A 13,393-nucleotide genomic window follows, 5' to 3' on the forward strand; every position below is an offset into this window, starting at 1 on the left:
CCGTATGGCATCAACCGGTTGTTGCCGTCTTGCACTACATGCCTCACGATTTTTCCCGGAGTAACCACGTGAACGAGAACTCGCGCTTTTTTGCAGAAACGCTCCAGAGCCGCGACCCAGTCATCGCATCGGAGATTGCGCTGGAGTTGCGCCGCCAGCAAACGCAGATCGAGCTGATCGCTTCCGAGAACATCGTCTCGGCGGCGGTGATGGAAGCACAGGGCACCGTGCTGACCAACAAGTACGCGGAAGGCTATCCGTCGAAGCGTTACTACGGCGGCTGCGAGCATGTGGACCGCATCGAGGCGCTTGCCATCGACCGCGTGAAGGCGCTGTTCGAAGCCGAGTTCGCCAACGTGCAACCGCACTCGGGCGCGCAGGCGAACGGGGCGGTGATGCTCGCGCTCGTCAAGCCGGGCGACACGGTGATGGGCATGTCGCTCGATGCGGGCGGCCACCTGACGCACGGCGCGCGTCCCGCGCTGTCGGGCAAGTGGTTCAACGCGGTTCAGTACGGCGTGAATCCGCAAACGTATCGCATCGACTATGAGCAGGTGCGCCGGCTGGCTGAAGAGCATCGGCCGAAGCTCATCATCGCGGGCTATTCGGCTTATCCGCGTGCGCTGGACTTCGCCGCGTTCCGCGAAATCGCCGATAGCGTGGGCGCGCTGTTGATGGTCGACATGGCGCACATCGCAGGCATCGTCGCAGCGGGGCGGCACGAGAACCCGGTTCGGTTCGCCGATGTCGTGACGTCCACGACGCACAAGACGCTGCGCGGACCGCGTGGTGGCTTCATCCTCACCAACAACGGCGACATCGCGAAGAAGATCAATTCGGCCGTCTTCCCCGGCCTGCAGGGCGGGCCGCTGATGCATGTGATCGCGGGCAAAGCGGTCGCGTTCGGCGAAGCGCTTCGGCCGGAATTCACCGCGTATATCGACCAGGTGCTGCGCAACGCCCAGGCGCTCGGCGATGTTCTCAAGTCGGGGGGTCTCAGCCTCGTGACGGACGGCACCGACAACCATTTGCTGCTCGTCGATCTGCGCTCGAAGGGTCTGACGGGTACGCAGGCCGAGAAGGCGCTGGAGCGGGCGGGCATCACCTGCAACAAGAACGGCATTCCGTTCGACACGCAGAACCCGACAGTCACGTCGGGCATTCGCCTCGGCACCCCGGCAGGCACGACGCGCGGTTTTGGCACCGCGCAATTCGAGCAGATCGGCCAGATGATTCTGGAAGTGTTGTCCGCGCTGGAACACGAACCGGCAGGCGACGAGCAGGTCGAGCGCGCTGTCCGTAGCCGCGTGAGAGACCTGTGCAGCCAGTTCCCCATTTACTCGCATGCCGAAGCGCTTGTGTAAAGCGATTCGCTGATCAACTATTCAAGAGAGAATCGAAATGAGCTTCGAGGGCGTACATACACCGCTCGTCACCCCGTTCAAGGCGGATGGCGAAATCGATCACACTTTGCTCGGCAAGCACGCCGCGAATCTCGCGGGCCGTGTCTCGGGCCTCGGTATTGGCGGGACCACGGGTGAATACTACGCGTTGAGTTTCGACGAACGCGTGCAGACGTTCAATACCGTCACCGAAGCAGCGGGTGGCAAGACCTGGCTGACGGCCGGCATCAACGCCACGACGACGAAAGAAGTGATCCGCCTCGGTCAGGAAGCGAAGCGCGCAGGCCTGAATGCGCTGCTGCTTGCTGCGCCGTACTACGCGCAGCCGACTCAGGACGAACTGCTGAGCCATCTGCTGAAGGTGGACGACAGCCTCGACATGCCCGTCATGCTGTACAACTTTCCGGCGCGCACGGGCACTGACATCAGCGACGGCGTGCTGTCGAAACTGCTCGAACGTCCCAACTTCATCGCGATGAAGGAAAGCACGGGCGATATTTCGCATCTGCATCATCTCGCCACGCATTTCAAGGAGCGACTGGTGCTGAGCTGCGGGATGGACGACCAGGCGCTCGAGTTCTTCGTCTGGGGCGCAAAGAGCTGGGTGGGCGGCGCGTCCAACTTCCTGCCGGAAGCACACACCGCGCTCTTCGATGCCTGCGTGAAGCAAGGCGACTTCACAACCGGCCGCAAACTGATGGCGCAATTGCTGCCCGTGCTCGAACTACTGGAACGCAGCGGCAAGTTCATTCAATACGTCCGATACGGCTGCGAGCTGGCGGGCATGCCCGTCGGTGCCGCACGCGCGCCGCTCGGCACGCTCGATGAAAACGAACGCAGCGGCTTTGCCAAGCTCGTACGCCCGTTGTTGTCTAACGCTCAGTAACGTGCATGACCTCGAAACTGGAATTCGCGCGGTTTCCCGCCCCAGACGGTGTGAACGGATGGTGGGAAAGCCTGCCTCCGCCCGCGCCTGCGGTCGCGGTGTCGTCTGAGTGCCGCTACGACTGGGTCGTGGTCGGCGGCGGCATTACGGGCCTGTGCGCGGCCCGGCGCCTGGCCGAGCTTGCGCCCGATGCGTCGATTGCACTGGTCGAGGCGGATCGTATTGGGCGCACGACGGCCGGGCGCAATTCCGGCTTCTTCGTCGATCTGCCGCACGACATCAGCAGCGAGAGCTATTCGCGCAGCGTGGAAGCGGACAAGGCGGACGTCCGCTTCCAGCGTCACGGCATCGACTATGTGCGCTCGGTCGTGAAGGCGCACAACATCGAGTGCGACTGGCGCGACGACGGGAAATTTCACGCTTCGGTGAACCGGAAGGGACACGCGGCGCTTGCGCATTTCGCCGAAGGTCTCGAACGCATCGACGAAGCATTCAAGTGGCTCGACGCAGCCGCCATCGCAAAGGTGACGGGCACGGACTTCTACGAGGGCGCGCTCTTTACGCCCGGATGCAGCACGGTACAGCCCGCGGCGCTGATGCGCGGTCTCGCCGCGAGCTTGCCCGCGAACGTGCAGGTGTTCGAACTCAGTGCGGTAAAGCGGATAGACGATCAAGGGCTTTCAAAGGTGTTGACCTTCGCGGGCGGCAAGATCGTCGCGAAGCGCGTGATTCTCTGCACCAACGCCTATGCGGCGACCTTCGGCGGACATCCGAACGGCCTGCTGCCCGTGTACACGTTCGCGTCGATGACACGCGTGATGAAGCCGGAAGAAGTAAAGCGGCTCGGCGGCACGCGCTCATGGGCGCTGATTCCCGCCGACCCGATGGGCTCGACCGTGCGTCGTCTGATTACGGACCGCATTTGTGTTCGCAATCACTTTGCGTTCCGGCCGAATCTCGAAGTATCGCCAGCCGATCTGGCGAAAGCGAAGAGCCTGCATCAACGCTCATTCGACCGGCGCTTTCCGATGTTGAAGGACGTCGAACTCGAATACACATGGGGCGGCCCGTTGTGCCTGTCGGCGAACAACGGCGCATTGTTCGGGCGCAGGGCGGATGGCGTGTTCGAAGCGGTTGGATGCAATGGCCTGGGCTTAAGCAGAGGGTCGGCGTCAGGCAAGCTGATTGCCGAATACGCGCTTGGCCAGTCCAGCGATCTTGTCCGTCAGCTTCTGAATCAGCCGCATCCGCGTTCGCTGCCCGTGCGTCCCATTGCGGACGTCGCGGTATCGGCGGCGATCTGGGTCAAGGAATTTTCGGCCGGGGCCGAGCTTTAAATCTGTGAGGACAGGACATGACGACGTATCAGGAATGGAAGCAGAAAGCGGAAGGCTTGTCACTCGACGGCAGAGCCTTTATCGCGGGACAACGCGCAAACGCTGCATCGAATGAGACGTTTGCGACGCTCAATCCTTCGACGGGTAAAGTGCTGGCCGACATCGCGAAGTGCGATGCGAAAGATATCGACCGCGCGGTCGTGGCGGCGCGGGATGCGTTCGAGTCCGGCGTGTGGTCGAAGGCCGCGCCCGCGCAACGTAAAGCGGTGCTGCTGCGGCTCGCACAATTGATCGACGACAACGCGGAAGAACTGGCGCTGCTCGAAGCGCTGGAGGCCGGCAAGCCGATCAGCGAATGTCTGGGACTGGACATTCCCGAATCGGCGGCGTGCATCCGCTGGCACGCGGAAGTCACGGACAAGCGATACGACGCGCTGTCGCCGTCGGGCGCGAGCGTCGTCAGCATGATTACGCGCGAGCCGATTGGCGTCGTGGGCGCGGTGCTGCCGTGGAATTTTCCGGCGCTCATGCTCGCGTGGAAAATCGGCCCGGCGCTGTCGGTGGGCAATAGCGTGATCGTGAAGCCTGCCGAGCAGACCTCGCTGTCCACGCTGCGCATCGCCGATCTCGCGCTGGAAGCGGGCGTGCCTGCAGGCGTATTGAGCGTCGTGACCGGCCTCGGCGAAAGCGCGGGTCAGGCGCTGGGCCGTCACGCGGATGTCGATCTGGTGGCGTTCACCGGTTCGACGGAAACGGGCAAGCGGTTTCTGCATTACTCGGCGGACACGAACCTGAAGCGCGTCGTGCTCGAATGCGGCGGCAAGAACCCGCAGGTCGTGCTGCCCGATGTTGCGAATCTCGATGCCGTCGCCGAGCAGGCTGTCGCCGCCGCGTTCTGGAACATGGGCGAGAACTGCAGCGCGGGCTCGCGCATTCTGGTTCCGTCGTCGCTGAAGGCGAGCTTGCTGGAAAAAATGCAAGCGGTTCTGGAGGGATGGAAAACGGGCGATCCACTCGACCCCGACGTCAAACTCGGTTCGCTGATCGAGCAGAAACATTACGAAAAGGTGCTGGGTCACATCGAAAAAGCGAAGGCGGAAGGCGCGCGCGTCGTATGCGGCGGCAAGGCCACGCGTACCGACTCGGGCGGCTGGTTCGTCGAGCCGACGATCTTCGACAACGTGACGCCGCAAATGAGCATCGCGCGCGACGAAGTGTTCGGCCCGGTGGTGTGCTTCATCGAGTATGCGGATATCGACGAAGCCGTGCAGATTGCCAACGACACCTGCTACGGACTCGCCGCCTCGCTGTGGACCGACAACGTGAACCACGCGCACAAGATCGCGGCGCGGATTCGTGCGGGCACGGTGACGGTGAACTGCTTCGGCGAGGGCGATCTGTCGACGCCGTTCGGCGGCTTCAAGCAATCGGGCTTCGGCGGCCGCGACAAATCCGTCTATGCGCACGACCAGTACTGCGAGTTGAAGACCACCTGGCTGAAGCTCGACTAGACCGGTTCGACACAACTGATGACCCAGCCATGCAGGCTGGGTCCGCATCACACACACGCGAGGCCAAATGCGAGTTGGATTCATCGGAACGGGCACGATCACACAAGCGGTCGTGACAGGCATGCTCAGATTCGGCGTGCCGTTCGAGCAGATATCGCTGTCGCCGCGCAACGCGCGAACGGCGGCGGAACTTGCCGCGCTCGACGGGCGTATCCGCGTCTGCGAAAGCAACCAGGATGTGCTGGATAACTCGGACGTCGTCTGTCTTGCGGTTGTGCCGCAAATCGCGGCCGAGGTGCTGGGTGAACTCGAATTCGGTTCGCGTCACCATGTCATCAGCTTCATGGCGGGCATTTCTCTCGATCAGTTGCGCGGCCTTGTCCGCACGAGCGGCAAGATCGCGCGCGCCGTGCCGCTGCCCGCCGTCGCCGAGGGCAAGGGCAGCACCGCGATCTGCCCCGCGGATGAGGTGACCAAGGCGATCTTCGCGGCGCTTGGTGAAGCCGTCGAAGTCGACAGCGAAGACAAGTTCGATGCGCTATCCGCCGTGACAGCGACGATGGCGAGCTTCTACGCCGTGCTCGAAACCCAGGCGTCGTGGCTTGCCAAACAAGGCATCGACTACGCCGACGCACGGGCATTTTTGTCCGGCTACTGTGCGGGACTCGCCCACGACACGACCCGGACGGACCAACCGTTTTCAGAAATGGTCACGCATTGCATGACACCGGGCGGCATCAACGAACAGGTACACACCGAGCTTTCCCGCCGTGGGGCATACGCTTACTACGACGAAGCGCTCGACGGCGTGCTGCGGCGTATCACGGGCCGCGCGTAACGGCGGGCGCGCGGATGCGCAGTAAGCGCGGCAGCAGCGGATAATCGTCAGATGCAGCCGGATGTGCGCCAGGCGGCCCGGGCGCGGCAAATGTGGCTACGCACCCGGGTTGCCCGCCATTGCCAGTTGCCAGGAAGAATCGCACACTATTTTTCGCGGGAGCTGTCTGCTCGACGCGCCGTCGCCGCATTGCGCATCCGCTTCACAGGTGAAAGCCATGCAAAAGAAACAGTTGTTCGCCGACCGGCTGCTCGCGCAGATGCCTTCTCTACGGGCGCTGAGATGCTTCGTCACGGCGGCCCGATATGAGAGCTTCACGCAAGCCGCCGAAGTGCTGTGCGTCACGCAGGCCGCCATCAGCCGGCAGATCAAGGAACTGGAGGACTCGCTGGAGGTGGCGCTGTTCGAGCGGACGGGCAGACATATCGCGCTGACGGATGCCGGGCGCATTCTGTACAACGCGTCCTACCTGTCGATCATGAACATCGCCGAAGCGGCCGAAGCCGTGCGCCGCACCGACCGGCATGCGCTGACGGTGTGCGTTTCGCACACTTTCTCGGCACTGTGGCTGTCGTTCAGGCTGCCGTCGTTTCGCAAGCGTTTTCCGGACATCCGTTTGCACGTGATGGTCACCGAGCATTTCATGGAGCTGGACGACCTCATGGAACCCGATGTCATCATCACGAAGAATCCGCCGCGCGAGCCGGAGTATGAGATCGAGCCGCTCTTTCACGACGTGGTGTATCCCGTGTGCAGCCCGTCGTTTCATGAGCGTCATTTTCACGGCAGATCACTGAAGCCGCTGGATCTGCTGTCGCATCCCACGTTGAATCTGTCGCTGCTGGGACGCGCGCAGGTTTGCGAGCATGTCGACTGGCGCGTGTGGCGCAACTGGTTCCAGCAAGGCGACGGTTCGGACCGTCTGGTCGACAACGAGCACCTGGAGAGCAACGATTACCGGCTGCTGGTGGCGCAGGCCGAGGCGGGCGAGGGCACGCTGCTCGGCTGGCATCATCTCGTGCATCGTCAGGTCGAGCAGGGCCGGCTGTTGCGTCCGGTGCAGGACGCGCTCGAATTCCACGACCGTCATCACTATGTGATCACGCACAAGAACGCGAAGCTGCGGCCCGAATACGTGCAGTTCCGCGAATGGCTCGGCGAAGAAGTCGGCGCGATGATGCGCGAATGGCGAAGCGTCGAAACCGAAGCAGCGAAATAGATTGACCGATACCCGTCCCGTCGACGCAGGCAATGCCATGTTGAGCGACACGCTTCACTCCGAAAGCAAAACGTCCCGACCCTTGCGCTTCGGGATCGTGTTGCTGCCGAATTTCACGTTGACGGCGTTTTCGGGTTTCGTCGACCTGCTTCGGCTGGCAAGCGATGAAGGCGACATGAGCCGGCCCGTGCGCTGTTCGTGGACCATCGTCGGGGAATCGCTGGTGCCTGTCAGGGCGAGTTGCGGCATCCAGGTCGCACCGTGGATCACGTTCGACGAAGCGGGCGCCTTCGATTACGTGGTGGTCGTCGGCGGCCTGTTGCATTCGGGACCGTCCGCCAGCAAGGCCACGCTGCAGTTCATCCAGGACGCCGCGAAAACCTCCGCGACCTTGGTCGGCATATGCACGGGCGTGTTCGCGCTGATGCGAGCCGACGTGATGGACGGTTATCGCCTCTGCGTGAGCTGGTTCCACTACTGGGATTTCGTCGAACGCTTTCCGGGCGTCGACGAGCGCAATCTCGTTGCGGACCGGTTGTTCGTGATCGACGGGCGGCGCATTACCTGTTCGGGCGGGCGCGCATCGATCGATGTCGCCGCCGCGATCCTGCTGCGGCATGTCGAGGCGACGATCATCCAGAAGGCATTACGCATCATGCTGGTCGACGATGCGCAAAAGGGAAATGCGCCGCAGCCGCATCCGCCGGGGCTCGAACCGGCAACGCACCCGAAGGTGCGGCGCGCGATCCTGTTGATGGAGCAGCATATCGGGCAGCCCTTGAGTCTCGCGGAACTGGCGCGACGGCTGGACATGTCGGTCAGGCAACTGGAGCGGCTGTTCGCAGCCGAAACGGGCAAGTCGCCGCATGCGTATGGACGGCAGATTCGCATACGCATGGCGTCGTGGCTGCTGACGAGTTCGGACCGTACGGTTGCCGATATCGCCGCGTCGTGTGGCTTTTCCGACGCTTCGCATCTTGGCCGCGAGTTCAGAAAAGAATTCGGCGAATCGCCAAACGCGTATCGCGTGGCGAGGCCGCAAAGCCACTCACCCGCGTTGGCCGCCAGCTGACAGGCGCGGTGGGCACGTACAACCCGGCAAAAGGAAACACCCCCCATGACGACCGCGCAACTGCGTGACGAGCTGGTTCTCTTCGGCCTGAACGTCAAGGACGCGCGCCGTTGGTATTCGATCGACGAGCGCGACTGGCGCGCAATGAAGATCGGCGACACGGTGCTGCCCGGTTTCTTCTGGATTCCCGTTGCCGAAGACGAACGCGGCGCGTGGAGCAGCTACTGGATGCGTTTGCAACCGGGCGCGCGCTCGTTCGAGCATCAGCACGATTCAACCGAGCTGATCATGATTCTCGACGGCGTGTTCACTGACGACGACGGCACCGATTTTCTTCCCGGACAGACGGTCTGCTACGCGGCGGGTTCGCGGCATAGCACGTCGTCGGAAGGGGGCTGCACGGTGCTGGTGGTCGCGCATACCGGCTCGACGATCGTTTCTCGCGCGCAAGGCTGAGCAGGAAGCAAGCTCAGTGGGTCTTGCGCCTCATGTGCCCGCAAACGGAGGTGACCCGATGGTCAATACTTCACGAAGATTTCTTCTCGCCTCGCTGACTGCCGTCGCGATGACGCTTGCTAGTCATCCGTGCGTCGCACAGCAGGTCGTCAAGATAGGCGTGTCGGCGCCGTTGACGGGCGTTGGAGCGGCCAACGGGAAGGACATCGAAAACGGTGTCCGGCTTGCCATCGAAGAAGCCAACACCCAGCACATCAAGCTGGGCGGACAGGAGGTGCAATTCGAGATGGTCTCCGTGGATGACCAGGGCGACCCGCGCGTCGGCGTGCAGGTGGCGCAGAAACTGGTCGACGACGGCGTGGTGGCCGTGGTCGGTTACTACAACTCGGGTGTCGCATTACCCTCATCGCCGATCTTCGCCAAGGCGGGCATCCCGTTGATCGACCCCGCCGCGACCAATCCCGCGATCACGCGGCAAGGCCTGAAGAACGTGTTCCGCATCATCGCCACCGATGCGCAAAACTCCGGCAATGCAGGGAAGTACGCAGTGACCGTCACCAAAGCGCAACGTATCGCCGTGATGGACGACCGCACCGCATTCGGCCAGGGCGCCGCGGACGAATTCAAGAAGGCCGCGGTGGCGGCGGGCGGCCAGATCGTCGCGTCGGAATACACGCAAGAGAAGGCCGTCGAATTTAACGCGCAGCTCACGACCATCAAGGCGGCCAATGCCGATCTGCTGTACTTCGCCGGACTCGACAATCAGGCCGCGTTGCTGACCAAGCGCATGAGACAGCTTGGCATGCGCGCGCAGTTCGTCGGCAGCGGCGGCATTGCCGATAGCATCTTCCTCAGTGTCGCGGGCAGTGCGGCCGAAGGCGCGATGGCATGGGAGTACGGGCGGCCTGTCGAGTCGCTGCCGCAAGGCAAGGCGTTCGCGGAAAAGTTCAAGAAGCGCTTCGGCGCCGACACGCTGACTTATGCGCCATTCGCCTATGACTGCGCATGGGTGGCGATCAACGCGATGAAACAGGCGAACTCGGCAAAGCCCGAGGTGTTCATGCCCACGCTGCGCACCATGCAGTACGACGGGATCACCGGGAAGATCGAGTTCGACGCGTACGGTGACCTCAAGCATCCGACGTCGACGCTGTATCAGGTGAAGAACGGCAAATGGGTGCCCGTGACGACGATAAGCGCCGAATGAGTTCAGAATGAAAACGGCTGTTGCAGGGACCAAAGGATACCGGCGCCTCATTCCGTCGATGACGGCCCTCGTCGAGTTCGAATCGGTCGCGCGTCTGAGCAGTTTCACGGTCGCGGCGAACGAACTCGGCGTCACGCAGGCGGCCGTCAGCCGGCAGGTCAAGTTCCTCGAAGACACGCTCGGCGTGCGGCTCTTTCACCGCCTGCACCGATCGATCGAGCTAACGGAAGAAGGCGAGGCGCTGTACCTCGTCGTCGCCGAGTCGATGCAGAAAATTGCCGGCGTGTTCGACCGGCTTTCCAGCGGCCCTGTGCAGCAGGAACTGGTGCTGGCGGCGACGTCGGCCTTCTCGCACTTTCGTCTGTTGCCGCGTCTCGCCTCGCTCAAGAAAGCGCAGCCGAATCTTCAGCTTCGCCTTTCCACGCAGATGTTCACGGCGGACCTGCGGCACAAGGAGATCGATGTCGCGGTGCGCTTCGGCAACGGACGATGGAGCGACGGCACGGCAACCTTGCTGTTCGACGAGGAAGTCTTTCCCGTGTGCTCGCCGAAGTGGGTGGAATCGCGCGGGATGCCGCGATCGCTGCAGGACGTCGCGAACGCGGCGCTGATCGAGTCGGATTCGACGTCGGAAGGCTGGATGGGGTGGGAAGCCTGGTTCAATGCCGTCGGCCTGCGGCCGCTGCGTCTGAACTTCGCGTTGCGCTGCAGCCTGTACACGGACGCGATCCAGGCCGCCCGTTATGGCGAGGGCATCGCGCTTGGCTGGGGAAGGCTCGTCCACGATCTCGTCGAAACGGGTGAACTGGTGAGGCTGCCCGTCGCGTCGTTCAAGCCGAACGATGCGTACTTCATCGTGGTGCCGCATGGGCGCACCATCACGGCCGCCACAGACGGCCTGATCGACTGGCTGCGGCAGGATTCGCTCGCATAATCCAAAGTAATGCCAGACCGAAAATAAAGCGCATTGACGCTCTTTTTCGTCAATCCAATACTGGGTTCATCGCGGGAGCGTTCAGCGTTCCCACATCCCCTGAACGTTGGAGAATACGATGTCCGAAGTGTCATTCAAAACTCATGGCGAATTGATTCGCAGCCGTCAGTCCGGTCACGGCATGCCCGGCGAGTTGTTCGGGCGTCAGGACGTGTTCGAGACGGACGTCGAGGTATTTTTTCACAAGCACTGGATTCTCGTCGGCGTGACAGCGGATGTTCCCGAACCGGGCGATGTTTCCGTCGTCGATATCGGCAAGGCGTCGATCATGATCGTGCGGGACGACGACGAAAACGTCCGCACCTACCGGAACGTCTGCCGCCATCGCGGCGCGCGTCTGAAGGAGGCGGGGAAGTCGACGGTCGGCATGCTGGTCTGTCCTTACCATCAATGGACCTATGACCTCGACGGCAGCCTGCGCCACGCATCGCACATGGGTAAGGACTTCGATGCCACTTGCCGCAGCCTGATCCCGGTGCATACGAAAATTGTCGGCACGCATATCTTCGTGTGCCTCGCCGCGGAACCGCCCGAAGATATCGCGAAACTCGAAGAAACCTTGGTGCCGCGTTTCGCTCCGTATGACCTGCGGAATACGAAGATTGCTTTCGAGCAGGAGATCATCGAAGAAGGCAACTGGAAACTCGTGATGGAAAACAACCGCGAGTGCTACCACTGCGCGGCGACGCATCCCGAACTGACAGCCTCGTTTCTTCCTGAAGACTTCGGCTTTTGCCCGGACAACCTGACGGAAGAATCGCTGCGCGCGCTGGACGAATACAAATCGCGCAACGCGGCGTGTCAGGCAAGCTGGGAGCGGGATGGTTTTATCAGTGCCGCCTTCGAGCGGCTCGACGAAGACGCCGTCACCCAGTTCAGAACGCAGCAACTGGTCATTGCGGGCAACGGCGAATCGCAAACGCTCAGTACCAAAGTGGCGAGTACCCGGCTGTTAGGCAATCTGCAGCGCCGCGACCTCGGCGATATGCATCTCTGGACGCACAACTCATGGACCCATGTGATGAGCGACCATGCGGTGATCAGCTACATCATTCCGCTGGCGCCGGACAAGACGCTGGTGCGGTCGAAATGGCTCGTCCATGTCGATGCGGTGGAAGGCATCGATTACAAGGTGTCGGACCTGACCGAAGTGTGGATCGCGACCAACACGCAGGACAAGCACCTCGTCGAAATCACGCATGAAGGCACGCAGGACCCGGCCTACACGCCGGGCATGTTCTCGCCGTTCACCGAAACCTACGTGGACCAGTTCTCGCGCTGGTATGCAGCGCGTTTGAGCGCGCACGGCATCTGAGCAAGGTCACAGTGATGAATTCTATCGAAAGGGTATTCGACCCGGCGTTCGATGCAGCGGACCGGTTCACTGATGCCAGCACGTGGGAGTCCGGCGGCAGGCTCTGGCCGAGCAACGAGCGGCAGGTGCTGACGTGCTGCCGCGTGGTGGACGAAACGCATGATGTGAAGAGCTTCGAGTTCCGCGCGGGCGACGGCTTGCCCGTGCGCTTCGAGCCGGGGCAATTCCTGACGGTATCCGCGGATGTGAACGGGCAACCTGTCGAGCGCTGCTACACGATCTCGTCGCCGCCGACGCGTCCCTGGTTGCTGTCCATTACGGTCAAGCGGGTTCCGGGCGGCGTCATGTCCAACTGGCTTCACGACAACATGAAGCCGGGAAACCAGCTGCAAGCGTACGGGCCGTCCGGCACCTTCACGCCGACGGGTTCTTGCGCGGCGAAGTCGCTGTATCTGTCGGCGGGTTCGGGCGTGACGCCGTTGATGTCGATGACGCGCGCCAGCATCGACCTTGGCCTCGACCGCGATATCGCGTTCGTACACAGCGCGAGAACGCCCGCCGATATCGTCTTTCGCGACGAACTGCGCAGGCTCGCGAAGCTGTCGCCGCGTCTCCAGCTGTTCTTCTTATGCGAAGGTGTCGGCGACGAACTCGACTGGACGGGGGAGACAGGCCGGCTCAGTCTCGCGCTTCTTGCGAAGTGGATTCCCGACTACGCCGAACGCGAGGTGTTCACTTGCGGGCCTGCAGGCTATATGGGCGCGGTGAGGGGGATTCTTCGCGAAGGCGGTCACGATCCGGCGCGCTATCACCAGGAAAGTTTCGACATCGCGTCCGATGTCGTCGTACAGGCAGCGGCGCCGCGCTCGACCGAGAGCGCTGTGAGTCAGGCAACGTACACCGTCAAGCTGTCCCGCTCTGCGAGGTCGTTCACGATGACCGCGACGGAAACGGTGCTCGCCGCCGCGAAAAAGGCGGGTGTGCCGATCCCATCGTCGTGCAGTCAGGGCGTATGCGGAACCTGCAAGACGAAGCTGCTTGAAGGTAGCGTCGATATGCAACACAACGGCGGGATACGTGACCGGGAAGTCGTCAAGGGCTTCAGGCTTCTATGTTGCAGCCGTCCGACGTCCGATCTGGTGCTGGAACTTTGAC

Annotated in this window: 12 protein-coding genes; all 12 read left to right on the top strand. The window is 62.4% G+C overall.

Annotated elements, in window-relative coordinates; genetic code table 11:
• The first annotated feature begins 68 nt into the window (after positions 1-68).
• The 12 genes from glyA to C2L65_RS30995 all read left to right on the top strand — a co-directional run bounded on the left by glyA (position 69) and on the right by C2L65_RS30995 (position 13,392).
• A complete protein-coding gene (glyA, locus tag C2L65_RS30940; protein ID WP_042306635.1) occupies positions 69-1,364 on the top strand; it encodes a serine hydroxymethyltransferase in 1,296 nt (431 codons plus the stop codon).
• 37 nt (positions 1,365-1,401) lie between these two features.
• Entirely contained in the window at positions 1,402-2,289 is an 888-nt protein-coding gene (locus C2L65_RS30945) for a dihydrodipicolinate synthase family protein (RefSeq protein WP_042306636.1), read from the top strand.
• A 5-nt stretch (positions 2,290-2,294) separates the two neighbouring features.
• On the top strand, positions 2,295-3,626 hold the full coding sequence (locus C2L65_RS30950) for an NAD(P)/FAD-dependent oxidoreductase (RefSeq protein ID WP_042306637.1): 1,332 nt from the start codon (positions 2,295-2,297) through the stop codon (positions 3,624-3,626).
• Between the two features lie 17 nt (positions 3,627-3,643).
• Positions 3,644-5,137, top strand: coding sequence for an aldehyde dehydrogenase (locus tag C2L65_RS30955; RefSeq protein ID WP_042306640.1), 1,494 nt, complete (start codon positions 3,644-3,646; stop codon positions 5,135-5,137).
• A 67-nt stretch (positions 5,138-5,204) separates the two neighbouring features.
• Positions 5,205-5,975: a pyrroline-5-carboxylate reductase gene (locus C2L65_RS30960; RefSeq protein WP_042306642.1), complete on the top strand. Its 771-nt coding sequence runs from the start codon at positions 5,205-5,207 to the stop codon at positions 5,973-5,975.
• 217 nt (positions 5,976-6,192) lie between these two features.
• Positions 6,193-7,194 (top strand): LysR substrate-binding domain-containing protein, encoded by a 1,002-nt coding sequence (locus C2L65_RS30965; RefSeq protein WP_042306643.1) that lies wholly within the window; start codon positions 6,193-6,195, stop codon positions 7,192-7,194.
• 37 nt (positions 7,195-7,231) lie between these two features.
• Entirely contained in the window at positions 7,232-8,266 is a 1,035-nt protein-coding gene (locus C2L65_RS30970) for a GlxA family transcriptional regulator (RefSeq protein ID WP_042306782.1), read from the top strand.
• A gap of 45 nt (positions 8,267-8,311) precedes the next feature.
• A complete protein-coding gene (locus C2L65_RS30975; protein WP_042306645.1) occupies positions 8,312-8,722 on the top strand; it encodes a cupin domain-containing protein in 411 nt (136 codons plus the stop codon).
• A 58-nt stretch (positions 8,723-8,780) separates the two neighbouring features.
• On the top strand, positions 8,781-9,929 hold the full coding sequence (locus C2L65_RS30980) for a branched-chain amino acid ABC transporter substrate-binding protein (protein WP_042306647.1): 1,149 nt from the start codon (positions 8,781-8,783) through the stop codon (positions 9,927-9,929).
• Positions 9,930-9,936: 7 nt separating this feature from the next.
• Positions 9,937-10,863 (top strand): LysR substrate-binding domain-containing protein, encoded by a 927-nt coding sequence (locus C2L65_RS30985; RefSeq protein ID WP_042306648.1) that lies wholly within the window; start codon positions 9,937-9,939, stop codon positions 10,861-10,863.
• Positions 10,864-10,981: 118 nt separating this feature from the next.
• On the top strand, positions 10,982-12,238 hold the full coding sequence (locus C2L65_RS30990) for an aromatic ring-hydroxylating oxygenase subunit alpha (protein ID WP_042306783.1): 1,257 nt from the start codon (positions 10,982-10,984) through the stop codon (positions 12,236-12,238).
• Between the two features lie 14 nt (positions 12,239-12,252).
• The gene (locus C2L65_RS30995) at positions 12,253-13,392 is read left to right on the top strand and encodes an FAD-binding oxidoreductase (RefSeq protein WP_042306649.1); all 1,140 of its coding nucleotides are present in this window, start codon (positions 12,253-12,255) and stop codon (positions 13,390-13,392) included.
• The last annotated feature ends 1 nt before the right edge of the window (position 13,393 follow it).

Origin of the sequence: Paraburkholderia terrae (assembly GCF_002902925.1) — a bacterium.
Lineage (GTDB): Bacteria > Pseudomonadota > Gammaproteobacteria > Burkholderiales > Burkholderiaceae > Paraburkholderia > Paraburkholderia terrae.